22 protein-coding genes and 1 pseudogene are annotated in these 25068 nt (G+C 40.3%); 16 read left to right on the top strand and 7 right to left on the bottom strand.

What is annotated here, in order from left to right; genetic code table 11:
* The first annotated feature begins 173 nt into the window (after positions 1 to 173).
* The 12 genes from BQ5338_RS05120 (at position 174) to BQ5338_RS05070 (ending at position 14162) form a co-directional block, all read left to right on the top strand.
* The gene (locus BQ5338_RS05120) at positions 174 to 1226 is read left to right on the top strand and encodes a FecCD family ABC transporter permease (protein WP_078063396.1); all 1053 of its coding nucleotides are present in this window, start codon (positions 174 to 176) and stop codon (positions 1224 to 1226) included.
* Positions 1227 to 2009 carry an ABC transporter ATP-binding protein gene (locus tag BQ5338_RS05115; protein WP_235816370.1) on the top strand — a complete coding sequence of 261 codons (783 nt, stop codon included), beginning with the start codon at positions 1227 to 1229 and terminating at the stop codon, positions 2007 to 2009.
* Between the two features lie 37 nt (positions 2010 to 2046).
* The gene (locus BQ5338_RS05110) at positions 2047 to 2790 is read left to right on the top strand and encodes a uroporphyrinogen-III C-methyltransferase (RefSeq protein ID WP_071145696.1); all 744 of its coding nucleotides are present in this window, start codon (positions 2047 to 2049) and stop codon (positions 2788 to 2790) included.
* Between the two features lie 101 nt (positions 2791 to 2891).
* Complete coding sequence (locus tag BQ5338_RS05105) at positions 2892 to 4946, top strand: TonB-dependent receptor plug domain-containing protein (RefSeq protein ID WP_071145695.1); 2055 nt, start codon at positions 2892 to 2894, stop codon at positions 4944 to 4946.
* A gap of 12 nt (positions 4947 to 4958) precedes the next feature.
* A complete protein-coding gene (locus tag BQ5338_RS05100; RefSeq protein WP_071145694.1) occupies positions 4959 to 6038 on the top strand; it encodes an ABC transporter substrate-binding protein in 1080 nt (359 codons plus the stop codon).
* A 225-nt stretch (positions 6039 to 6263) separates the two neighbouring features.
* Positions 6264 to 8315, top strand: coding sequence for a DNA topoisomerase 3 (locus BQ5338_RS05095; protein ID WP_071145693.1), 2052 nt, complete (start codon positions 6264 to 6266; stop codon positions 8313 to 8315).
* A 1036-nt stretch (positions 8316 to 9351) separates the two neighbouring features.
* The gene (locus BQ5338_RS05090; RefSeq protein WP_071145692.1) at positions 9352 to 10170 is read left to right on the top strand and encodes a KilA-N domain-containing protein; all 819 of its coding nucleotides are present in this window, start codon (positions 9352 to 9354) and stop codon (positions 10168 to 10170) included.
* A gap of 156 nt (positions 10171 to 10326) precedes the next feature.
* Positions 10327 to 10491 (top strand): hypothetical protein, encoded by a 165-nt coding sequence (locus BQ5338_RS16810; RefSeq protein ID WP_159431307.1) that lies wholly within the window; start codon positions 10327 to 10329, stop codon positions 10489 to 10491.
* 358 nt (positions 10492 to 10849) lie between these two features.
* Complete coding sequence (locus tag BQ5338_RS05085; protein ID WP_071145691.1) at positions 10850 to 12055, top strand: carboxypeptidase-like regulatory domain-containing protein; 1206 nt, start codon at positions 10850 to 10852, stop codon at positions 12053 to 12055.
* Between the two features lie 266 nt (positions 12056 to 12321).
* Positions 12322 to 12984, top strand: coding sequence for a lipoprotein signal peptidase (locus BQ5338_RS05080; RefSeq protein ID WP_071145690.1), 663 nt, complete (start codon positions 12322 to 12324; stop codon positions 12982 to 12984).
* A gap of 88 nt (positions 12985 to 13072) precedes the next feature.
* Positions 13073 to 13585: a hypothetical protein gene (locus BQ5338_RS05075; RefSeq protein WP_071145689.1), complete on the top strand. Its 513-nt coding sequence runs from the start codon at positions 13073 to 13075 to the stop codon at positions 13583 to 13585.
* Positions 13572 to 14162, top strand: coding sequence for an IS66 family transposase (locus BQ5338_RS05070; protein ID WP_071145688.1), 591 nt, complete (start codon positions 13572 to 13574; stop codon positions 14160 to 14162). The genes BQ5338_RS05075 and BQ5338_RS05070 overlap by 14 nt, the downstream gene beginning before the upstream one ends.
* Here BQ5338_RS05070 and BQ5338_RS05065 read toward each other — a convergent pair.
* The 4 genes from BQ5338_RS05065 to gap form a co-directional block, all read right to left on the bottom strand.
* Positions 14136 to 14822 (bottom strand): hypothetical protein, encoded by a 687-nt coding sequence (locus BQ5338_RS05065; RefSeq protein WP_071145687.1) that lies wholly within the window; start codon positions 14820 to 14822, stop codon positions 14136 to 14138. The two genes, BQ5338_RS05070 and BQ5338_RS05065, sit on opposite strands and share 27 nt — an antisense overlap.
* 331 nt (positions 14823 to 15153) lie before the next feature.
* On the bottom strand, positions 15154 to 16071 hold the full coding sequence (locus BQ5338_RS05060; RefSeq protein ID WP_071145686.1) for a Ppx/GppA phosphatase family protein: 918 nt from the start codon (positions 16069 to 16071) through the stop codon (positions 15154 to 15156).
* Between the two features lie 12 nt (positions 16072 to 16083).
* Positions 16084 to 18183 carry an RNA degradosome polyphosphate kinase gene (locus tag BQ5338_RS05055; RefSeq protein ID WP_071145685.1) on the bottom strand — a complete coding sequence of 700 codons (2100 nt, stop codon included), beginning with the start codon at positions 18181 to 18183 and terminating at the stop codon, positions 16084 to 16086.
* Between the two features lie 224 nt (positions 18184 to 18407).
* Positions 18408 to 19418, bottom strand: coding sequence for a type I glyceraldehyde-3-phosphate dehydrogenase (gene gap / locus BQ5338_RS05050; protein WP_071145684.1), 1011 nt, complete (start codon positions 19416 to 19418; stop codon positions 18408 to 18410).
* 158 nt (positions 19419 to 19576) lie between these two features.
* Between gap and BQ5338_RS05045 the strand changes: the two genes are divergently transcribed.
* The 3 genes from BQ5338_RS05045 (at position 19577) to BQ5338_RS05030 (ending at position 22756) form a co-directional block, all read left to right on the top strand.
* Complete coding sequence (locus tag BQ5338_RS05045; protein ID WP_071145683.1) at positions 19577 to 20578, top strand: GlxA family transcriptional regulator; 1002 nt, start codon at positions 19577 to 19579, stop codon at positions 20576 to 20578.
* A 363-nt stretch (positions 20579 to 20941) separates the two neighbouring features.
* Positions 20942 to 21406 (top strand): peroxiredoxin, encoded by a 465-nt coding sequence (locus BQ5338_RS05035; protein ID WP_071145892.1) that lies wholly within the window; start codon positions 20942 to 20944, stop codon positions 21404 to 21406.
* A 45-nt stretch (positions 21407 to 21451) separates the two neighbouring features.
* The gene (locus tag BQ5338_RS05030) at positions 21452 to 22756 is read left to right on the top strand and encodes a TIGR01777 family oxidoreductase (RefSeq protein ID WP_071145681.1); all 1305 of its coding nucleotides are present in this window, start codon (positions 21452 to 21454) and stop codon (positions 22754 to 22756) included.
* A gap of 2 nt (positions 22757 to 22758) precedes the next feature.
* On the opposite strand, the gene BQ5338_RS05025 is transcribed toward BQ5338_RS05030, so the two are convergent.
* Positions 22759 to 23052 carry a nitrous oxide-stimulated promoter family protein gene (locus BQ5338_RS05025; protein WP_071145680.1) on the bottom strand — a complete coding sequence of 98 codons (294 nt, stop codon included), beginning with the start codon at positions 23050 to 23052 and terminating at the stop codon, positions 22759 to 22761.
* A 204-nt stretch (positions 23053 to 23256) separates the two neighbouring features.
* Here BQ5338_RS05025 and BQ5338_RS05020 point away from each other — a divergent pair.
* Positions 23257 to 23607: pseudogene (locus BQ5338_RS05020) on the top strand (methionine-R-sulfoxide reductase); the annotation flags it as partial.
* A gap of 18 nt (positions 23608 to 23625) precedes the next feature.
* On the opposite strand, the gene BQ5338_RS05015 reads toward BQ5338_RS05020, so the two are convergent.
* Both BQ5338_RS05015 and BQ5338_RS05010 read right to left on the bottom strand, forming a co-directional pair.
* Positions 23626 to 24357 carry an SDR family NAD(P)-dependent oxidoreductase gene (locus BQ5338_RS05015; protein ID WP_071145679.1) on the bottom strand — a complete coding sequence of 244 codons (732 nt, stop codon included), beginning with the start codon at positions 24355 to 24357 and terminating at the stop codon, positions 23626 to 23628.
* A gap of 13 nt (positions 24358 to 24370) precedes the next feature.
* Entirely contained in the window at positions 24371 to 25009 is a 639-nt protein-coding gene (locus BQ5338_RS05010; RefSeq protein WP_071145890.1) for a pentapeptide repeat-containing protein, read from the bottom strand.
* Positions 25010 to 25068 lie beyond the last annotated feature (59 nt).

The raw sequence follows: 25068 nt of genomic DNA, 5'->3' as shown, positions 1-25068 counted from the left end.
AGATATACTTATCCCAATATCCTATACCTTTTCTCCTTTAAATCAGCTGATAATAAGGTTTGTACGCTTATAAACCGATTCACTCCTTCCTAGCTAACTTCCATGCTCTTTCCTTTTGGTCTGTTTTTTGCGTTTGCTTTATCAACATAGCAAGACTATGTATAATACGGCTTATGATATTAAATTGGAGAAGAAACTTTTGTGAAAGGTATTCCAGACAGAATTATTGCGTAACCGGGGCAACAATTTTGTTGGGATTGAGTGTGCTTTTGCTATTTACCGTTCTTCTCTCATTCTCAATAGGGCGATACTCTGTACCCGTGGCTGATATTGTGAGTTATCTTTTTACGGGAAAATATAGTGATGCGAATCTGCCTCTGCTTCTGAGTGAGATACGTTTGCCACGTATCTTGGGGGCGGTACTTGTAGGCGGATCCTTGTCTGTATCGGGTGCTGCTTATCAAGGCATTTTTCGGAATCCAATGGTCAGTCCCGATATCTTGGGAGTTAGCTCGGGTGCCGGCTTTGGAGCATCGTTAGCTATCCTGCTTTCGTTTGGTCTGGTTGGCATTCAGAGCATGGCATTCATTATGGGTCTTGTTTCTGTTTGCATAGCGTTATCTGTTAGCAAGATAATGGGTGGCACACACGACCGTATTCTCATGTTGGTACTTTCGGGTATGATTGTCGGATCCATGTTTACTGCTCTGATTTCATTGATGAAATATCTAGCTGATAGTGAATACAAACTCCCCGATATTACATTTTGGTTAATGGGTAGTTTAACTGAAGTTACTCTGAGAGAATTGAAGACTGTATTCCCGTTTATTGGTTTGGCATTGATACCACTGCTACTCTCATCGTGGAGGCTCAATGTACTCTCCTTTGGCGACGAAGAAGCACGGGCGTTAGGAGTGAATGCTGCTCGGTTGCGTGTCATTGTTATTGCTTGTGCATCCCTTATTACAGCTTCAGTAGTTAGTATCACAGGACTTATCGGTTGGGTCGGATTGATTATTCCTCATTTCGCTCGTTTTCTGGTGGGACCTAATCATAAAGTCCTGTTTCCTGCATCCTTCCTGGTGGGAGGTATCTTTATGTTGATTGTTGATGACCTGTCGCGCTCTGTTTCCTCACTAGAGATACCTCTAGGTATTATCACTTCACTCATTGGAGCACCCATGTTTCTCATTATTTTGCGTTTATCCTCTAAACATACATGGTAAATGATGAAATTAGAAATTAAAAATGCATCTCTGGGCTATCATCGAACGATGATTCTTCAAAACGTCAATATGGAACTCCATACAGGCGAAACGATTTGTGTTCTGGGGCGAAACGGTTCGGGTAAAACCACTTTGTTTCGCACTCTGCTCGGTTTGTTGCCTTTGCAATCGGGAGAGATTTTGCTGGATGGCAGAAACCTGTCTTCTTGGAATCGCACTCAGTTCGCCCGTAAGGTAGCCTATGTGCCCCAAGCCCGGTCATTACCTTTTCCTTTTACGGTGATGGACGTTGTTCTGTTTGGACGAACCTCCCACCTGAAGCCGTTTGCCTCTCCCGGTAAAGAAGACAAAGCCATTGCCGAGTGGTGTTTAGATAAACTCAACATTATTCACCTGCGTAAACGAGTCTTCACGCAGTTAAGCGGAGGAGAACAACAAATGGTCATTGTAGCCAGGGCACTGGCCCAACAGCCTTCGTTTCTTGTTATGGACGAACCTACCTCGAGCCTTGATTTTGGTAATCAGATAAAGATTATCAGACAGGTCAATGAGTTGAAAGACGAATCACTAGGTATTTTGATGGCCACACATTCGCCCGACCACGCCTTTATGTGCGATGCCAAAGTAGCCGTGGTGCAAGAACAGAAAGTGATGGTACAAGGAGATTGTAAGGAAGTGATTACCGAAGAACTTTTAAAAGAGATTTACGGAGCAGATATTCGTATACATGCATTGACTCACAACGCAATACTATCTCGCAAAATATGTATTCCCGAGATTTAACAACACATTAAATTCATTTTATTTAAAACAAGAGAACATGAAAGAAGCATTTGGAAATTACTATCCGGTATCGATTGTCGGCACAGGTCCAGGAGGTCCAGATTATCTTACAGTAGACGCAAAACGAAGATTGAATGAAGCCGATTGTATTTTGTATGATTGCCTGCCTGCTGTTCACATACTTGCCGAGGCTGGGCCACAGACAGAAGTGCGCTTCATAGATAAACATCCGGAGGGGGAAGAAGAGCCGGTTGATCTGCTTAAAATTGTAGAGCAGTTATATCATGAAGGCAAAAAAGTAGTAAGGCTGAAAGCTGGTGATGCCATGATGTTTAATGGGGGTGGGGTCGATTGTGCACGACTAAAAGAGATGGAGATCCCTTTTGAAATGGTTCCCGGTTTAACCGCTGCCGCTGCCGCCGCAAGTATCTTTGCTATTCCTATCACAGAGAAATTCGAAAGTAATAGCATTGTATATGCTATTGGAGATCACATCGAAGACAACTGTGCACATTTTCGTGACATCTCTAAACTCTTTAAACATGGAACTACTTTGGCTTTGTACATGGCTTATGACAATCTGAAGGAAATCTTCCGTGCATTCGAAGAAGAAGGAGTACCAACCGATATGCCGGTGGTCATTGCTTCCATGATTTCACTCTCGCACGAAGATTGTGCTTGTGCTACACTAGAAACCGTTTTTGATGTGATCAATGAGAGAGAGATGCTTGCGCCGTTTGTGTTTTTCATCGGCAAATACGTTAAGATTCTTTCCCGATAAGGGAGAATGCCTTTTTTTATTATCCGTTATCTTTCACAGGTATAACGGCCTTGTTTACAGGTATTGATTTTATTATTCTAAATTCCTAAAAAAAGACGAGTATGAAAAGACGTTTAGCATTTATTGGTGCTCTTAGTTTGTGTTCCATGATTTATGCCCAAGCCGAGAAGGATGCACCGGAAGATTCTATATCAAGAGTATATACGCTAGGGGCAGTAGAGGTGATTGGCAAAACAACCAAAGCATCCGTACCGGACAAACTGGATATGATACAGATGCGCGAGTTCAACAGAGACAATCTTACGGATGCGGTGAATCTGATTCCAGGCTTAACCATCTCCGAAACCGGAGCCCGAAATGAAGGGGCATTCTATTTACGAGGATTCAGCATGCTTCAGACTCCTATCTTTTATGATGGAGTGCCCATTTATGTACCCTATGACGGAAATGTAGACATTACACGGTTTACCACTTTCGACTTGGCTCAGATCAGCGTATCGAAAGCCTTTACCTCTGTTCTTTATGGTCCAAACACGATGGGTGGAGCTATTAATTTAGTGTCGCGCAAGCCGGCAAAGAAGCTTGAGATAGATGGCATCTCAGGAATGAAGTTCAGTAAGGAAGGTCTGAATGGATACAATACCGGGATTAACATTGGTTCCCGCATGAAGAAATTTTATTTTCTGGGAAGTTTTTCTTTTCTCGATACAAAATTCATGTCACTCTCTGATAAGTTCACCCCTACCGACTACGAAGATGGTGGACGAAGAGAACACTCTGCGGCAAAAGATCTCAAAATTAGTGCAAAGGTTGGCTATACTCCCAATGCTACAGATGAATATTCGGTGAGCTTTATCATTCAGAATGCAGAGAAAAACATTTCTCCATCCATCTTGGGAGGACAGTACAGGGATTATCCTAAGTATGATAAGAAGAGTGTTTATTTTAAGTCCAATACCTATCTGGGTCTTGCCACAAACATTAAGGTTACTGCTTTCTATGATAACTACTATAACATCATGGATCAGTTTGATGACAAGACTTATTTGCTGCAGAATACTAAAAAGGCATTTCATAGCATTTATAATGATTACTCATTGGGCGGATCCTTTAATCTATCCAACGAATCAATAAAGAACAATGTGCTTCAATTCGCTTTTCACGAAAAGTACGACTCGCACAAAGAGCATAACGGAGGCATTGCGGCCAATGAGACAACCGGACAGACTGCTGTAACCGGAGAACCCATACAAAAGTATCTGGATAATACCATTTCGGCGGGACTAGAAGATACCTATACCTTCAATAAATACATCATCGCAGTGGCAGGTCTTAGCTATAACTCTCGAAGCAATAGCAAGGCGCAGGAATATGGCACGCACTACCTCACGGGAGAAAAAAATGTGCTGTATGACTTTCCAACAGGTTCTGATGACGCTTTCAACTATCAGTTGGCTACCATCTTGCACGTGGCTAAGGGACACGATATAACCGTCTCTGCTTCTCGTAAGTCGCACTTTGCATCGCAAAAAGATCGTTATTCGAGCAAATTTGGTTCTCAAGAGCCCAACCCCGACCTCGCTTCGGAGTTTAGTTGGATATTCGACATCACTTACGAAGGTAAGATCACCGATAAGTTTCAGTACCAAGCATCTGTGTTTCGTAACAATGTAGACGATGCCATTTATCAGATAACCGTTGGTACGCAAGATAATGGCGACCCCATCTATCAGAATCGGAATGTAGGTAAATCAGTCTTCCAGGGCTATGAACTATCTTTTGGTTGGGAAGCAATGAAGAACCTCACCCTAGGGGGTAATTATAGCTACATTCACAGAGAGAATAAAGAAGATAAAACAGTGAAGTTTGTTGGCGTTCCCGATCATAAGTTCATTGCTTACGGCAAATACAAACTATCTTCTTGGGATGCCTACTTCCATTTCGATACGGAAGTAAATAGCAAAAGATACGTAACCAGTACTGGTACTACAGTACCCGGATATATGTTGATGAATGCAAAGATACATTCTCAGGTATGGAAAGGACTAGCTTGCGAAATAGGTTCGAGAAACCTTTTCGATCGAAACTACTCTATTTCACAGAACTACCCGCGTGAGGGACGAACCTTCTTCACGTCCGTAGTGTATAACTTCTAAAAAGATTGTTTGATGAATAAGATAAAAAAATCAGCGATATGTTTACTTGTTCTGTTTGTTTGCCTCCTTTCAGCCTGCCGCAATAAGGCAGGCAAGGAGGTAGCTGGCAGCACTCGGACGATAACAGATATGGCAGGAAGAAAAGTAGAAATCCCTCAGCACATTCGTTCTGTGTTTGTTGACCGCCATTCCTCTCAAATGTTTTATGCCTTTGATACAGTTATGACAGTGAACAGGGTGTTCAATTACAATGAATCCGAGAAGAAATTTCTCAAGAAGTCCTTCTACGAAAACAAACCTTATGCTATAGAAGGAGGTTCGGAAGAAATCATCCGATTGAAGCCAGACGTAGTCATCTACTCTCAAGTGCTTACGAAAGCGAATATCGAGGCAGTCAATGCGTTGCAGGCTAAGATACATATACCTGTCATTCTGCTTGATATGGATATCAATAAATACAAAGAGATTTTAGCCTTTATGGGGATAGTGCTCAACAAGCCCGAAAAGGCAGAGGAACTTATCAGCTTTATAGAGACTTACATCGATTCAATTCCTGTCAAAGCTCATACCATTGCCGAGAAAGACAAGAAACGGATCTATTATGCTGAAGGGATGAGAGGCCTGAAGACCGATCCGTCCGGCTCAGTGCATAGCCTGCTGATTGATTTGGTCGGTGCGAAGAATGTAGCAACTGTCGATGTATTACCCGAGAAAGGAATGTCCAATGTATCGATAGAACAAGTTTATGCATGGAACCCTGATATTGTACTGGTTTGGTCGGGTAATTTTGACGGATTAGACTCTTATAAGTTTATTCGCACCAGTCCCATCTGGACACAACTCAAAGCCGTAAAGCAAAATATGTTGTATCAGGTTCCTTGGCGTCCGTTTGGATGGATAGACCGTCCGCCGGGCATCAATCGTCTGATCGGTTACATTTGGCTTTCACATTTACTATATCCTACTGTATATAAGTTCGATATGCTTGCAGTAACGAAGGAATTCTTCCATAAGTTCTATCACTATGACATGAGTGATGCTGAGGCACTCGATCTATTGAACCCTCAACCGTCCATCAATGAGCTACACTAATTTTATTAAAACACTCTCCAAATATTAAACTATGTTATAAAACACATGTTTTCGCGCACAGTCCTTGCAGATATCAAAAAACTCCGTATATTTGCACTGTGTTTTTCATAGTATTAGATTTAAGGTTAACAAAGGTTGGAGTCAGGCGTGACTCCTTTTTTTATGCCCATACCTCACCTCTCTTTCCTGCTTTTTCCCTACCTTTGCCTAAACAAAAGAATTAAAATGATAGTTTGCATTGCCGAAAAGCCCTCTGTGGCACGTGATATAGCCGATATACTCGGAGCTCGAACCAGAAAAGATGGATATATGGAAGGTAACGGATACCAGGTGACCTGGACATTCGGCCATTTGTGCACCCTGAAGGAACCGCATGAGTATAGTCCGGCCTGGAAGTCATGGAGCCTGAGCAGCTTGCCAATGATTCCGCCACGCTTCGGCATCAAACTGATTAGTAACCCTACTTACGAGAAGCAATTTCATATCATAGAGAAGCTGATGCAGGCGGCAGATGAAATCATTAACTGCGGTGATGCCGGGCAAGAGGGAGAGTTGATTCAACGTTGGGTGATGCAAAAGGCCGGAGTTCGTTGTCCGGTGAAGCGTTTGTGGATCTCTTCCTTGACAGAGGAATCTATCAAAGAAGGATTTGCCAAACTGAAGGATCAGTCGGAGTTTCAACCACTCTACGAAGCCGGATTGTCTCGTGCCATTGGCGACTGGACGCTAGGCATGAATGCCACCCGCCTTTATACCATTAAGTACGGGCAGGGTAGGCAGGTGCTTTCTATCGGTCGGGTACAAACGCCTACGCTGGCACTCATCGTTAACCGTCAACTCGAGATAGAGAACTTTAAGCCCGAACCCTACTGGGAATTGAAAACGGTTTATCGGGAAACAACTTTCTCGGCCACCAAAGGTAAGTTCACCACTAAAGAAGAAGGAGTTGCGTTTCTGGAAACAGTGAAACAATCCGATTTCGTGGTGACCGATGTCTCTGCCAAGAAGGGACTGGAGTATGCACCCCGCTTGTTCGACCTTACCTCCCTTCAGGTAGAATGCAACAAGAAGTTTGCTTACTCTGCCGACGAAACACTGAAACAGATACAATCACTCTACGAGAAGAAGGTAACCACCTATCCGCGTGTAGACACCACCTATCTGACCGACGATATGTATCCTAAATGTCCCGCTATCTTAAAAAACTTGAGAGACTATGCCGTGCTCACCGCTCCGCTGGAAGGTGGAAAGCTGCCTAAGTCAAAGAAAGTGTTCGATAATGCGAAGGTGACCGATCACCATGCCATCATCCCTACAGGAATATATCCTCAGAACCTTACCGATATGGAGCGACGCGTGTTCGATCTCATCGCCCGTCGGTTTATTGCAGTGTTCTATCCCGATTGTAAAGTCTCCAACACCACCGTATTGGGCGAAGTGGACAAGATCGAGTTTAAGGTAACGGGTAGACAGATTCTGGAACCCGGTTGGCGAGTAGTGTTTGCCAAAGAGCAGATAGAAGAGAAAGAAGGTGATGACGAAGAAAGAGTACTTCCGCTATTTGTAAAAGGAGAGAGCGGCCCCCATGTGCCGGACTTGAACGAGAAGTGGACACAACCCCCTAAAGCGTTTACCGAAGCAACCCTGCTACGTGCCATGGAGACGGCAGGTAAGCTGGTGGACAATGATGAACTACGTGATGCGTTGAAAGAGAATGGCATCGGTCGCCCGTCTACCCGTGCCGCTATTATCGAAACCCTTTTCAAGCGAAACTATGTTCGCAAAGAACGCAAGAACCTCATTGCCACCCCCACCGGTGTGGAGTTGATACAGATTATTCACGAAGAACTACTTAAATCGGCCGAGCTGACAGGTATTTGGGAAAAGAAACTTCGTGAGATAGAGAAGAAAACCTACGATGCCCACCTGTTTCTCGAGGAACTCAAACAGATGGTATCGGACGTAGTGCTGAGCGTGCTTACCGATAACACCAATCGCCGCATTACCATTCAAGAAGCCGTAGTGGTAACCGAAGAGAAAAAAGAGCCAAAGAAGCGAGAACGTAAAGCGGTTGCTCCGAAAGAGAAAAAAGAAAAGCCCGTAGTTGCGAAGTCGCCTGCTGAGAATGTGCAATCCATCCCGGTGAGCATCCCTACTGCTGACCCGTTGGTAGGGCAACCCTGTCCCCTTTGTGGCAAAGGCACCATCATTAAAGGCAAAGCCGCTTACGGTTGTTCCGAGTGGAAAAGCGGTTGCTCCTTTCGACAAGCTTTTTAATTAATCTATACAAATAGACCTTTTCAAACAGACCATACTACTTAAGCGTGGTGAACTAGTTAGTTCACCACGCTTAATTAACTAGTTCACCGCGGTGAACTAACTAGTTCAGCAAATCCCTCTCACAAGGCTTCTGAACGGTCTTCCTGAAACTTGACAAAAAGCCTCTCGTAAGCTCCTTTTTGTCAAGAGACGAATTATACACAATTAACGGAGGATGCGCGTTTCAAAGACAAAAAGGAGTTAGCGGGGTAACATATAGACGAAATATCTTTTTCATTAGGAGTTATTCCGATAACAAATAAGCATATTGCCAGAGAGCAACCGTCTCTTGGAGCAAGAGAACCGTGCAGATTACCCAACTGAACCGTTCTTTTACCCACTTTCCACCCTTCTTTCGGCTAATTTTCACCCAATAAAAACAAAAAACGGGGGAAGTTGTTGCTTCCCCCGTTTACCGTAGTTTAATCTCAAACTACTTTATGATTACACTCACAAAAGTAATACATTTACTTGGCAAAGCCAAGTGTTTGAGGAAGAAAAATCAATCCTTACTTATTGTTATGCTTCGCTAACATAATGTTTGTTGAGCATAATAATAAGTTGGCTTTTTATTCAGCTATAAAGAGTAAAGTGATGTAGAGAAGTCAAGGTTGAGCTCTTGCTGCAGCAAGAGTAACAGCAAGAGTTATCAGGTAAAACTCTGTGTATAGAAATTCTTGAAAAATTATCTGATATTGCTCTGCCATTGTAAGATAGGTTGTTGAGGCTTGTAAGGTGCAAAATATCAGCATGGGCGACCATTTTCGTGGTTTCACGAAAATGGTTCAGCTTGGCAGTGGGGCAAAACGTGAAGAATTAATCTTTTTGTTTCGCTATTCTATAACATATTATTTCATATATTTACAACATGTATGGTTTTGTTTAAGGTAATAAAACATATTTGGTATGAAAAGTTATATCGTCCATATCTTATGTATATCAGAGTATTGAACGAATACTTTTCTATTCCAACAAAAGAACTACAATAATAATTATGACGAAAACAAATAAAATAATAGTAAAAACGGTTGCGGTTAAGACATTGCAAGTAAATGGGATAGACTATATCAGTATAACCGATATTGCCAAACAAAAAAATCCATCGGAACCAAAAGATGTAGTTAAGAACTGGATGCGTTTAAAAAACACATTAGAGTATCTCGGTTTATGGGAACGTTTGAACAACCCTCGATTTAAAGGGGTCGAATTCGACCCCCTTTTAGCAGAAGCCGGGAGTAACGCCTTTACTATGAGTCCATCTCGTTGGGTAGAAATTACAGATGCTATAGGACTTATAACAAAAAATGGTGCTGGTGGCGGTACTTATGCTCAAAAAGATATAGCTTTTAAATTTGCTAGTTGGGTTTCCGTAGAATTTGAGTTGTATTTAGTAAAGGAATTCCAACGCCTAAAAGAAGAAGAACAAAAACAGATTGGATGGAGTGCAAAGCGCGAACTATCTAAGATAAATTATCATATTCACACTGATGCTATTAAACAAAACCTTATTCCTGCAGAATTAACCCCGATGCAAACTTCCGTGATATATGCTTCCGAGGCCGACGTGCTCAATGTAGCACTCTTTGGAATTACCGCTAAAACATGGCGTAATCAGAACCCCGAGATGAAAGGCAATATTCGTGATTATGCTAGTATCAATGAGTTAATTTGCTTATCGAACATGGAAAACATCAATGCTGTTCTGATTAATGAAGGTTTGGAACAATCGGAACGATTAATTAAACTGAATGCTATAGCTATTCAGCAGATGAAAGTGTTACATGATGTAGAAAACAAGAAATATTTGAAGTAGCTGGTTTACCGATAAAAACAATTCGGAGGAAACAGTACTGACTCGTCTCTCTTCTTTGGGTTTTCACAAAAACGTGCCTCCTTATAATGCCTATATGCAGGGTCAGTTGGTGGATTTGCCATTTCTTGGAAGTATTTATCTTAAAGATGATAAGTTATGCGAGGAAGAGTAAATAAGAGTATTGCTGTTATTGGTGAAGGGGAAAATGAATGGCTCAAGAATGGAAGAATCAAAATAGGATATAATCATGCGGTGAGGGACGGTTTATCAGTTCAATTACTAGAAGGCATTCATCAGATGAATTATATCTTTCGGCAATAGTGTTTCTTTTGTGTCGCCTGAAGGCTGATGCTTTAGAAATAATTTCGCCACTATGATATGATTCTTCGGAAATGGTAATTTTTCGGCTTTGGCTTTCAACTCCGACAATAATCGATCACTGTTTTCTCCGGTTGGACAACAACAAATGATGTATTGTCACCTGCGAGTGTTTTGGTAAGTCATTCGCTCTCTTCTATTCTATCTACAAATTCCATACTGCTTATTATTATGCTATACGAACATAATGTTTGTTGAGCATAATAATAAGTATTGTGCTATATTTTTTGGTGCAAGCTTAGTCCTATTAAAAAACTTCTTATATTTGTATTCTACTTAAGTAAAGATAACAGAATGCAAAATGAAAAAACTTATATCTTTGGAGGTGTTGCTTATTTATGTAATAAATGCTTTTGCACAACAAACCACGATTAACTCTTTGCTCATAGATGAACAGACGAAGGCTCCCCTTATGTATGCAACAATATATATAGGTACGGATCATGGCACAATATCCAATCAAGAAGGTGAGTTTTCGATTACTGCTTTACCTACAGATATGCTACGTATTTCTTATGTCGGTTATGAAACACGGAATATAAAAGCCTCAAATGCTCCTGCTACCATTTCACTGAAACCTTTGGTCGTCAATTTGAATGAAATAGTAGTAAAGCCAATAGATATGCATGAATTCTTAATGCGAGTTCATGATAAATATAAGAAAGATAATGATACATTCGGAAAGGTAACAAATTCTTTTTTTTATAGGCAGATTACTCAAACAAATTCTGTCTGCAATGAAATCCTTGAAGCGTTTTTAAATGCAAAGCCACATCTTAGCATCCTAAATATAGAATTGATAACAGGTCGTTATGCCGATCTGCCAAGTGACTCCGTGCATAAATACATGCATTTTAAAAACTTCTTTTATCAATCCCAGCTTCGTCCAGTTGTATTGAGCAAAAAAATTAAAATAAAGAACGATACATATATACAACCTTTGTTTAAAGACTATGATAAATATTATACGGTTGATTATGATATTCTCTACAACCCCAATGATGCTTCCACGATTTATAAGATTAGCTTTAATCCACGGAAGGGAATTGTGAACCCAGTTATAAGAGGTGACGCGTTCATTGATTCTTCTACTTTAGAGCTAAAGCGTTTTGAAAGTGACGTTTTAAATAATATTATTATATTAACTGATTATGAGACGGGTGAGAAAAAGCGGATAAATGATGTTAAAACACATTTCGAAATTAATTATAAAACAATGGGGGGGGCTTCTTTTGTTGAATCTGTGATAGTAGACATGCATTACTATGTACAAAAATCCGGAAGGATGGATATTCATTCTATTATGTATAATATGGGGAGTGAAATGAAAGATAGTACAAAAAAACTTCATAGAAAGAGCAATCTATTGGAAGAGGTAGCTAGCCAAGAGTACAATCCTTCTTTCTGGAAAGAAAATGCCATTATTAAGCGTACCCCTTTGGAGAAATCTGTTACTGAAATGTTTGAAAAGAAAGATTTATTTGGAACATACTCGCTTAAAAGATAGAAAATATGAATTATGAGGCTTTGAAACGACTTTATGATTATACGTATTTTAGTGTTTTATAGCACTAATTTTAAAGAAGCTGCTTTTTAGTTTGTAATAAAATATTATATCGATTATATTAAGCTTATTTATCGAGATAATACTTCCTCAAATTAAACAGCCGTAACAATATAGCTTCTAAGTACTTTAGTGCAACTATTAGACAATATCTAATTTATCCAATTACAGAATAAAATATTATTTACTTTTTTACGTTTAAAAAGACAATGAAAAATATATTATCTAAAAGGCTCTTCTCTATTTTGATTATTCTTTTAATTATATTAATTGACCAAATTATAAAAATCGTAGTAAAAACGAATATGTGCTATGGCGAAAGCGTACATGTGACAAACTGGTTTTATATATCTTTTGTAGAGAATCCAGGCATGGCTTTTGGACTGCAAATAATCCCTAAAATACTTCAAACGTTTTTCCGGATTATGCTTTCCTGTGCTTTTATATGGTACATTTCAATAATTGTAAAAGCTAATTATAAATATGGTTACATAGCGTGTACTTCATTAATCTTTGCCGGGGCAGTAGGTAATATTATTGATAGTATTTTTTATGGTGTCATTTTCAATCAAAGTTCACAATACGAAATATCTACGTTTGTACCTATTGGAAATGGGTATCAGGATTGGTTTTATGGGAAAGTGGTAGATATGTTTTATCTTCCTATGGTAGAATTTAATTGGCCTAATTGGACACCAATTATAGGAGGAGATAAGTTTGTGTTTTTTAGTCCCGTATTCAATTTTGCTGATGCGTCTATTAGTTGCGGTATAATTCTCCTTATTGCTTTTTATTCTAAAAGTTTTAGTCATAGTTTCGAATTGGTAAAGGAAAAAATAGCTAACTACTCAGGTCCTTTAAAATTGAAATAGTATTGTAATTGGTGTTGGTATTCGGTTGATAATCTATCGGTCATTTTTTCTTTGTATTGGTCTTTACCTTTGCACTGTGGAAGAATAATTGAATGATATCCCCTTTATCCTCTCTAGTTTATATGAGGAGTTGACTTCCCTTCGCAACCAGTTTTCCAGTGTTGCAAAGGAGAAAAAGACTCTTTTCAAAGAGTTGGCTTCCAAAGATCGTCTTCTTGGTTTGAAGGATCAAGAGATAAAACGACTCACCAGTGAGAACCTCAAGCTGCAAAAGAAACTATCCTCTTTTGAACTTCCTGTGAAGAACAGCTGCAATAGCAGTATCCCAGCCTCAAAGAATCCGATTGCAAGGGCACAGATATTGCGCACCCGTTCGCTCCGCCGGAAATCGGATCTGCCCACCGGAGGGCAGCCCGGGCATGAGGGTCTCACTTTGGAGTATTGTCCTGATTCCGATGTTATTCAAACCCACGTGTGCGAGTATTGTAGGCATTGCGGCGGTTCTTTGTTAGGGATTCCATCCAGAGTCAGGTCATTGATCTTCCTCCGCTTACAAGGAAATACGATCTCGAATTGCCCATTCACAGGTGGCGGGAGCTGATGAGACAGAGGTGTCAATTAACGGCAAGAACCAGTGGACATGGGTGTGGCAAAACAAAAAGCTTAAGTATGTCTATCAGAGCCCTTGCAGAGGGAAAGCCGCCATTTATAAAGAATTCCCCAAGGGATTGCTCAAGGCCACACTGGTGACCGATCGTCACAGTTCCTATTTCTGCATACCGGTAAAGGATCATCAGATTTGTCTGGCTCATTTGTTGCGGGAGTTGAACTATCTGAGCGAACTCAATAGAAAGCAGACATGGTCCCAAAGATTTCTAAAGTTACTGCGGGATGCCATCCACCAAAGGAAGAATACCAAGTGGGAAAATATACCAAGGCAGGAGTTTGAGCAAAAGCTCGATGAGCTGTTAAACGAACCCTTGTGGCAGTACCAAGAAGAGTTTTGGGGATTCAGAAAAGCTTTGGCAAAAAAGAAAGACTATATATTTAAATTCTTCTCCGACCCCGATGTGCCATACGATAACAATGCTTCAGAAAGTGCGATAAGAATTATCGACACTATCCAATATATTGTGTCTTGTTTATTTGTTTTATTTCCAAGGGCTTGCTTTGTATGATGACTTTATCTCTTCTCCCATACCTCCTTTGTAATAGCGGTATTTTTTTGATATAAAGTTGTCTTTCAGGTACTCATCCCCATTTGTATTATCGGAATATCGATCTTTAATAATTTCGCATCTTTTCTTTTTCTCTTCAGCATTATTTGTATTAAAGGATGGAATCCAACGAGTTGTTTTAAGAACATTCACATCGGTAGCTTCATTTAGGACAACACAGGGAAAATTTTGTGGAGTATCCAATGCATTAAACTTATCGAATAAATCATCCATACAGTTATACGGACCTGTAATAATCTTGCTAATACCCTTTTCGTGCCTTAGTAAGCTTCGGATAAGTATACCACCAAAGAAATCTCCTTCAGCTACTTTACTGCTTGGCTCTTTTCTGTATTCGCTTTTGCTTTTGAATGTTATGTCCACTCCACTCATGTGAAAAAACCATTCGCCGACATTTGCCGTTCTTGGATATGTAACAATATCTCTATGCTCTCTACTATAGTAATAAAATTCTATCTCCAAAAAATCATATCGGATATCTCCTTTTTGGATATGATGGTTTTGGAATAATACTGTCGCCAATTGCTCGAATCTATTTTTCACTTCTTTATCAGAGGCTAATCCGCTTAAATCTAGTAACTTTTCTAAATCTGTTTCCATAATACTTTTCTTAATGAGACAAATGTACTAATAATCTTTATATGTTTACATTCTTATACCAGTTTCCTCCATTTACCTTAGTTCAATCCGAATATGCTTTATGGTTACATTAATAATATTGATACATTTATTTGCTAAGATCAAGTGTTTGGGCAAAAAAAATAGAGAGAAGAAACAAAGTAGTTGGCGGTATAAATGTTGAAGTTGGCGGAATAAAGCTTCTTATAAGTAACATTAAACATATAAAGGCTACAATAAGGCTAGAATTGGTTAATATTAAAATTCCCTCAAGTTGCTGCAACAAGAGTTGCAAGCAACTTGAGGGAATGAATTACTTAATAGGAGTAGAAGCGTCATTATGCTTCTCATACAACTCGTCAATCATGCCATCTGCAAGACCAATCACTGGTACATGGATGTATTCCGCTCTTATCACCTCGGCAATGGTAAGAAAAATCTCAGCAGCCGGCACAATCACATCTGCACGATCTGCCTTTAGACTAAATGCTTCCATACGTTCCTCCGGTGTTAAGAGGGTTAATTGATCACATATAGTCTTTAAAGAACTCACTGGCATTCTCAACTTCTTCTTGTCTTTTTTGCCCGCCAAGCGATACAATCGGTTGATGTTACCGCCAGAGCCAATGATGTTCACATGATCCAGTCCTGTAGTCAATCGGCTAAGATCATCTTTCATTTGTTCCCAGATGCCTTCCTCAACAGCATTTCTCAACATTCTTACCGTACCTACATTGTAAGAAAGTGACTGTTTCAATTCCCCGTCAATCTGCAAGTTGATCTCGGTGCTACCGCCACCTACATCCACATAGACATAATTGCCTAAACTTTCCGTGGAGTTTTCAAGATGATACTTATAAATTAGTTGGGCCTCTTCCTGACCATCAATTATCTCAATCTCAAGTCCTGTAGCCTTCTGAATCTTCTTGATAACAGACTTACCATTGGTGGCCTCCCTCATAGCCGAAGTAGCGCAAGCCCTATAATCCGTTACCTCATAAATCTTCATCAACTGTCTGAAAGCTTTCATCAAACGTAATAACTTCGTTGACTTACCGTCAGAGAGTTCTCCTAGGGAAAATACATCAAAGCCCAGTCGCAACGGTACTCGTAGCAGCAATACTTTAGAGAACTTTTTATTCATCTGCATTTCATCGGACTTCACTCTCTTTATCAACAAACGCACTGCGTTAGAACCAATGTCAATTGCAGCATAACATGTATCTGCCATAATTTTTCTCCTTTACTCTTTTAGTTTATAATCATTATATAACTCCTCTTGAGAACGAAATGGCAGAGTGTTTCCATCTTCTCTTGTCCATGGTCGGTTTTCTCCCGTGCCATCCACCACACAACCCTGACAGGTATCACGAAAACCGAAATCAAATACCTTTTGTAGATTCTCCTTAATTAACGGATCATAAACAGGGGTAATCACCTCCACTCTATTATCAAGATTACGTCTCATCCAGTCAGCCGAACCAATAAAGGTTTTATTCTCTCCGCCCGCAGCAAAGATAAAAATACGGGCATGTTCCAGATAACGGTCAATGATGCCATTGATCCGTATTGTATCGCTCAACCCAGAGATGCCCGTTAGTAGTGTACAGTTGCCCCGCACCAAGAGCTCTACAGGCACGCCGGCCTTCGACGCTTCATAAAGCTTCTCTATAATAGCATCATCCGTTACATGATTCACCTTTACATGGATATATGCAGGCAGTCCTGCTTTCTTATTCCTTATCTCGTCCGAAATCAAGCTAAGGAAGCGTTTCTTCATCTCATTAGGAGACACGAGCAATTCCTTGAATCGTTGAGATAGATAAGGCTTTTCAATAAAATCGAATACACTGTTTACATCCCGCACTATACTAAGCTTAGCGGTCATCAACAAGTAATCTGTATACATTGAAGCATTCCCTTCATGAAAATTGCCTGTACTGATGCAAGCGATGTCTCCGCCTCTCTTCATACTTATATGGGTAATCTTAGAGTGCACCTTCACTCCCTCTAGTCCGAAGAGAACCTGAATACCGGCATCTTGCATTTTCTTTGACCAGTTTATGTTTGAAGCTTCATCAAAGCGGGCTAGTAACTCGATGACTACCGTTACTTTTTTGCCGTTGAGCGCAGCACAAATCAATGCTTTGACCACTTTCGATTCTTTAGCTAGGCGATACAGAGTTGTTTTGATGCTCCTGACCTCCTTACTGACAGCAGCTTCCTGCAGCACACGGATATAATAATCGAAGCTATGATAAGGGACATGGATATAGCGGTCTTGCTTCTGAATCAATTTCAGCAGACTCTCGTCTCTCTTTAATTCAGGTTTCAGGATCGGTACCCATGCCGGATATTTTAGGTCTTTCCGCCCACAGTCTGGGAAAGACATCAGATCTTTATGATTGTGATAGCGTCCGCCCTTCTGCACTGTGTCCGATTTATCTAGGTTCAGACGCTTCATGATACGACTCAATAAGTCTCGTGGCATTTTAGTATCATAGATCACTCGGAGCGCATCTCCTCTCTTACGACTTTTCACTGCTTTTGAAATCTTTTGTAACCGTCCGTTACGCAAGTCATTATCAATTTCCATTTCGGCATCTTTGGTGAACTTAAAAGCATATGCGTCAAAATGGTTGTAGTCCATGCCAGAGAAAATCATCGGTAGACAAAAACGAATGATGTCATCCAGATACATCAAAGAACTTCCTCCTTTACTTCTATCCGGTAAACGCACAAAACGCCCACATGTTGAAACGGGTAGTTCTATCAATGCATACTCCGGCCGACGTACTCTGATGTGAGCAGTCTTCTTTTTTTCATCCTCTTCACTGTTCTTTTTTACCTGCATTTTTATTGCAAGATAGATGTTTTCATCCGTTGCTTCCGTAAGTTGCTTTACGGCAGAAAGCCATATCGGGCTGACAAAGCCACTCAATTGCCTGCGAAAGAAGTTTCGCACAAAAATTTGCTGTTCAACGTCTAACTCATTCTCGTTAAGCAAATAAATATTCTCCTCACGCAAACGGGAAGTAACTTCCTTTATGGCTGATTCATATTCTATCGAATACTTACTATTCAACTGATGTATTTGCTTAATCAAGAGTTTGGCGTGCTCACGTTCCAGACGAAGACTTCTATCCTCATATTCAACAATGCGGCTAAGCGTTGCCATACGTACACGGAAAAATTCATCCAAATTATTGGAATAGATACCTAAGAATGATAACCTTTCGAGTAAAGGAACATTTGGCTTCATCGCTTCGGATAAGATGCGGCGATTAAAATACATCCAGCTCAAATCTCTATCTATACTAGGGATGGTCTTTTTTTTGTTCATATGGGGATTCTATGATTTGTCACAAATATAGATAATATGTATTACAAGGATATTTCAATTGCTCATTTTTCTTTCTTTTTGCGTTAAAGCTAATAGAAAATAGGATATCGCCATAACTATTCACATACTAATTCTTAATATGGAAAGGACTGTCTTTCAATCAACAATAAAAAAAGGAATGGCTTTTGTAACCATTCCTTCCTTCATACTATGTAGATTAGACTTTATTCGTTAATTTTACTCATCGTTGCTATTGAGTTCAGTACTTTGCAAGAAAATCCCCATTCATTGTCGTACCAAGCCACGACTTTCACAAAAGTCGGACTTAGTTGAATGCCGGCTTTTTCATCAAAGATGGCTGTGTGAGAGTTACCGATAAGATCTGAAGAAACAAGATCTTCGTTGCTGTATTCTAGGTATCCTTTTAGTGGGCCTTCGGAAGCTTCTTTCATTGCTTCGCAGATTTCTGCATAAGTTGTTTCTTGGGCTAAACGAGCGGTGAGGTCAACTACGGAGACATCTAGTGTGGGAACGCGGAAGGACATACCGGTCAACTTTCCATTCAATTCAGGAATGACTTTACCGACTGCTTTTGCTGCACCGGTAGTAGATGGAATGATATTGCCTGATGCAGCACGTCCACCTCTCCAATCTTTCATGGATGGTCCGTCAACGGTCTTTTGTGTTGCTGTGGTAGAGTGTATCGTGGTCATTAATGCCTCGAGTATTCCGAATTTATCATTTAAAACTTTGGCAACAAGTGCGACGCAATTGGTGGTGCAGGATGCATTTGATACGATTTGTGTTCCTTTGATGTACTTGTCATCGTTAACACCCGGAACGAACATTGGCGTGTCGTCTTTGGAGGGTCCGGACATCACTACATATTTGGCTCCGGCTGTAATATGTCCTTGTGCTTTTTCTTTGGTTAAGAACAGACCTGTAGATTCAACAATATATTCAGCTTCCACCTCTTTCCAATTCAGATTAGCCGGATCTTTTTCTGCTGTAATCCGTATGCTGTTTCCGTTGACAATAAGTTTGCCATCTTGAACTACCACACTGCCATCGAACTTTCCATGGATGGTATCATGGCGTAGCATATACGAAATATACTCTATGTCGAGGAGGTCATTGATACCAACGATCTGAATGTCTTCTCTGTGTTGAGCAGCACGAAGTACTAAACGTCCGATACGGCCGAAGCCGTTAATACCTACTTTAATTGTTTTCATAATTGTTGTTTTAATAATTAAACATTCTACTTCTCTCTTTTGTTAATACTGCAAAGTTACGAGAATAAGTATTTGTCTGCAAGGACAAAAAAATGGCAAATACTGCCACTTTATGATTATTCGTATTTTTAAGATATATCTTTAATAATTGTTGTACTATGCAAAAGGAATATGAAGTAAGGCATATTGTGATATTAGCTCCTGAGAATTCAACGCTATTAAATATTGCCGGGCCGTTAGAGGTCTTTGATAAAGCAATAGACAAGTTTGATACGATCAAAGATAAAGTGAGCTTTAAGTATGAAACGCACGTCGTTTCGGCGGAGAATAGAAAAATGATCACGACTTCCGGAGGCTTGTCTATCTTATCGGAGGGTAGCTACAAGGCAATTGATTATCCGATTGATACTCTAATTATTTCCGCACTTCCAAAGTTGCAGGATTACAAGATGAGTCAGGAACTGATTGGATGGTTAAAGAAGCAATCAGGGAGTGTTCGTCGAATCTGTTCGATCTGTTCTGCTGCCTTTTTTTTGGCTGAGGCTGGTTTGTTGGATGGTAAAGAGGTGACTACGCATTGGGCAAAAAGTGAAGAATTAGCCCAAATGTATCCTTTGGTCAAAGTGAATATAGCTCGTATCTTTAGTAAAGATGGAAATATCTATACTGCGGGAGGGATCAGTTCCGGGATGGATTTGGCCTTGGCTTTAGTGGAAGAAGATTGTGGTAAATCTTTTGCTTTGTACGTTGCCCGATGGATGGTTCTATTCCTTAAACGTCCGGGTAATCAAGCTCAGTTTACGACTCCTTTGGACTGCCAAAATATTAATAATATCTCTATGCGCAAAGTTTGTGAATGGTTGCTTAATCATTTTAATGAAGATTTGAGGATAGAGGCATTAGCCGAATATGTGGCAATGAGTCCACGTAATTTTGCCAGGGTCTTTGCCCGTGAATTAGGCATTACTCCTGCGAAATATATAGATAAAATGAGAGTGGACTATGCTTGTCAATATTTAGTAGAGACACAATCGTCCTTGGACGAGGTTGCTTCTCATTGTGGATTGAAAAATGTAGATAATATGCGGCGTCAGTTTATTAAGGTGCTGGATACTACGCCTGCTCAATACAGAAGAAGCTTCCTTTCGTCATTCGGATGATTATGCTTTGAATAGTTTTCCACGTAATGAACCATAATAGGGCTTGTGTGTCTGACTTTTACTAAATTGAGTAGACAGATCCTTTTTTATAATACTATATTGACCTGTATTAAAGCGTTTAATTCTATAAATAAATTTCTGCTTAATTATTTCGTTTATACGTTCAGTAATGACATTATCGGTAGGTTTATAATCCTGGGTCAGTCGCAAGAACATTACTATCTTCTATTTGTTCTTTTAAAATATTGGATATAAAACTTGTAATTTATGAAAAAGAAAACATCTTGCCTGATTTTATCAATGATAGCGTTTCTGTTTTGTTTTAATGGGAATGTTTATTCACAAACAAAAAGTAAGGAAAATATGAAAACAGTAATAGGAGTGGGAAGTAAAGTTCCTTCATTTTCGTTGAAAGATCAGTTTGGTAAGACTTTTGATCTTGATGCCGTGCTAGGTGAAAAAAATCTGGTGATTTATTTCTATCCTAAAGATGATACTCCCGGTTGCACGAAGGAGGCTTGTGCTTTTCGTGACCAGTTTGAGGTTTTTGCTGATAAAAATACGATGATTATTGGTATCAGTGGGCAGTCGGTAGAGAGTCATCTGGAGTTTGCTAATAAGTATAAGCTGAACTTCACGTTACTTAGTGACGAAGGGAATAGTGTTCGCAAACTGTTTGGCGTGCCATCTAGTGCTCTGGGCGTAATTCCGGGTCGCGTCACTTATGTTGTGAACAAGAAGGGAATGGTTGTCTTTACTTTTGACTCTCTGACCAAAGCGGAACAACACGTTGAGGAGGCTTTGCGAATTATTAAGACGTTGGACTAATACGTTGGTTGAACCTTCTGCTTAATCACTAAACATTCAAAGACTATGAAGATTGCAATCAGTGGAGCTAGTGGCTTTGTCGGTAAGCATCTTACCGCTTTTTTCACAGGACAAGGACATCAGGTTGTTCCTTTGGGAAGGGCAATGTTTAGAGATCATATGTCAGGACAGTTGATGCATATATTATCTCATTGTGAGGTGGTGATTAATCTGGCAGGAGCTTCTATAAGCCATCGTTGGACAGCGGAGTATAAAGAAGAGCTTAACCGTAGTCGGATACATGTTACCCGAAGAATTGTTCAGGCACTGAATGGATTGAAGCAGAAACCATCTTTGTTGATTTCTGCTTCTGCCGTCGGTTATTATCCTACAGAGGGATGTTATGATGAAGACTCAGTAGAGCGTGGTACTGATTTTCTGTCGGATCTTTGTCGCCGATGGGAGAATGAGGCCTCAAAATTGCCTCAGGAAACGAGATTAGTGATTACTCGTTTTGGGGTGGTGCTTTCTCCTGATGGTGGGGCTTTGCAGCAAATGCTTCGTCCGCTACAGATGAAGATGGCCGTGACCATTGGTCCCGGCACGCAGATGTTTCCCTGGATTGATATTCGTGATTTGAATAAAGCAATGGCGCATATCATTGCTACACCTTCGCTCAGTGGGGTGGTTAACTTGGTCGCTCCTGAAATGTTGACTCAGGCTCAGTTAATGGGTAAGTTGGCGCAGAGACATGGAGCTTATATTGAGTTTACAATGCCAGCTTCTTTTTTTCGTTTGCTGTTAGGAGAGGCTGCCGAGTTTATTACGAAAGGGCAGTGTGTACGCCCGAAGAGGCTAGTTGAATCGGACTTTAACTTTTCGTCTCCTACCATAGATGATTTCTTATCCGACATAGATGTCCAAACAGTTGCAGAGCTGGACTTGAATCGATACATGGGAAAATGGTACGAAATCGCTCGTTTTGATCATCGCTTTGAGCGGAATATGGTTGGTGTTACTGCCGACTATATGCTATTGCCTGATGGTAAAGTTCGTGTAGAAAACAGTGGTTACATGAATGACTTTGACGGGAAGCGGAAAGTCTCTGTCGGCAAGGCGAAGTTACCTGATGTCAATCAACCCGGTAAGTTGAAAGTTGCTTTTTTCTTGTGGTTCTATGGCGATTACTATGTGCTGGAACTGGATGAGGAACGTTACAGTTATGTGTTGATCGGTAGTCGTTCTGATAACTATTTATGGATTCTTAGTCGTACGCCATTTCTTGCTGATGAAGTGAAACAGCACTTGCTAGAGCAAGCGGAACGCCGTGGATACGACATTTCCAAACTTATTTGGGTGAAGCAAAAGTAATATTACTTTTTTAGGAAATGTTTCAATACCTGTATGGGCGCATATACAATCATTCGAGGCCCTATGTATCTCATTATCATGCGCATCTGTTTACGCATCTCAGGTTTGTAACAATGTATTTTGCAATGTTTGCATGTGCCTTTTTGCTCTCCAAAAGGGCATTGCTCTAAACGATTATGTGCATACTCTATCAATGCTTTGCATGTATCGCATAGTTCGTCATTCTTCTCTTTCTTACGACAATAAAGCCTTATCATAAACTCTACTGTTCGTTTTTCTCTTTTTATTTTCGTCATAATCTTAAGAATCTCTGCATCCGTTCGATGGTGCTATTTATATTGAACTTTTTACTCTCCAGAAATGTTTAAATAGAAAACCTACTCACCATGAAAGCGTCGGTTTTATTGTTGCTGATCTTCTCTGTTTGCTGCTTGAAGGCACAACCTCAGTCGGCAAATAAAACTATTGACACAATCAAATCCAATCAGAAAGTCATTGTAATGAAAGAACTTACCTCCGAAGAGAAACGTGTGATCATCAATAAAGGTACGGAACGCCCATATACAGGTATCTATTATAAACATAAAGAGGCAGGCGTGTACTGCTGCAAACAGTGTGGTGCGGAACTTTATCGTTCGGAAGATAAATTTGATTCCGGTTGTGGCTGGCCTAGCTTTGATGATGAAATACCTAAAGCAATAAAACGTGTCTCTGATGCCGACGGGAGGCGAACAGAGATTCAATGTGCCCGTTGCGGAGCTCATTTGGGGCATGTGTTTATTGGCGAAGGGTTCACACCTAAAGACACAAGACACTGCGTAAATTCTATTTCCTTGGATTTTGAGCCGAAGACCAAATAGAATGCTTTCTTATTTGTCGTTCCTTACCGGAAGTATTTCCCATAACCATCGGGGGATGAGTTTCCAGAAGAAGACTAGAATGGCATATCGAAAATCAATTACAGCCACCCGCTTCTTTCTATCTAGCGCTTTCACGATACATCTTGCTACGTGATCGGTTTGCATCAAGAGCGGATATTTTCTGTCTTTTAGTAAAGCGGTTGCTGCAAATCCGGGACGGATGTCGGTGAAGCGTATATTGAGCTTTTCCAAATGATTCAATTGTGCCAGTGCGTCTATGTAGGTATTCTGAAAACGTTTAGTAGCAGAGTAAGCAGGGGCCGAACCAAGTCCTTTGGTTCCGGCAATAGAACTGATTACTGCCAGATGTCCGCCTCCTTGCACTTTAAAATAATTAAAAGCACTTGTTACCATACGTATAAAGCCTTCTACATTCGTTTTAGCAGTATTGATTTCAATTTCCGGATTTAGACTGATGTTCTGGTTGCCAACTCCTGAACTCAACAGAAAGAGATCCATCCCTCCTAATTTTTCAATGAGTCGTTGCAATTTCTCCGCTCCATCGATAGCTGTAACATCGAGTGACTCAATCTCTATTTTATCGGGAGCCAGAGAACGGAATTCTTGCAATGCCGACTCTCGTCTGCCTGCCACGCCTACTCGCCAGCCTCTTTCAAAATATATCTTTGCCACTTCATATCCAATACCGGAGGTTGCACCTACTATAACAACTCGCTTCATACGTGACTGTTTTTTATTCTTTAATGATTAACCCTAGTAATCTGGCTAGTTCAACGGCTTGCATGGCGTTTACCGCAGCTCCCCGAAGTTCACTTCCATTGAGACGTATCCCTGTGATGTCGCAAGAAGATAGGTCGATGTATTTTAATGGTGTCAGGGAAAAGTCTGCTTCGGTAAAGTTACAATTATCCAATGCCACATGCTCTAGTATGCATTGATCGAAAGCACATCCTCTAAAGTCATTATTAATAAAGTTTGCCCCACGTATCTTACTACTTGAGACTAAAAAATAAGGCGCGCTGCATTGGCTGAATGATACTTGATTGAATGTGCTGCCCGTTAGGTTTGTGCCCATCAATTTGCAATCAATGAATGTCACCCTATTGAAACTACAATCTTGCAACTTGATGTTAGAAAAGTCACAATTCTTAAACTCTACATCGCAGAATCTGGCTTTCTTAAACTCACATTCCCTGAAGATACAATGATTGAAGATACAAGTTTGAAAAGATAGCTGATCTTTCGCCATACCTGTTACAGTCTGGTTTCTAAAGAACTGTTCTTCTATCTCTTCGTCAAATAGATCAATGGTGCGACATAAATTTTCATTCTCAGGAAGAATCTTGGGTAATCGGGGATCGGCTGTTTTCATCTGTTTTTTCTTTTTTGAGATCTGAATATAGACAAAAGTAAGAATATCTTTTTGAATAA

The sequence above is a fragment of the Bacteroides ihuae genome (assembly GCF_900104585.1).
Taxonomy (GTDB): domain Bacteria; phylum Bacteroidota; class Bacteroidia; order Bacteroidales; family Bacteroidaceae; genus Bacteroides; species Bacteroides ihuae.
This window is presented reverse-complemented; position numbering and strand designations above follow the sequence as displayed.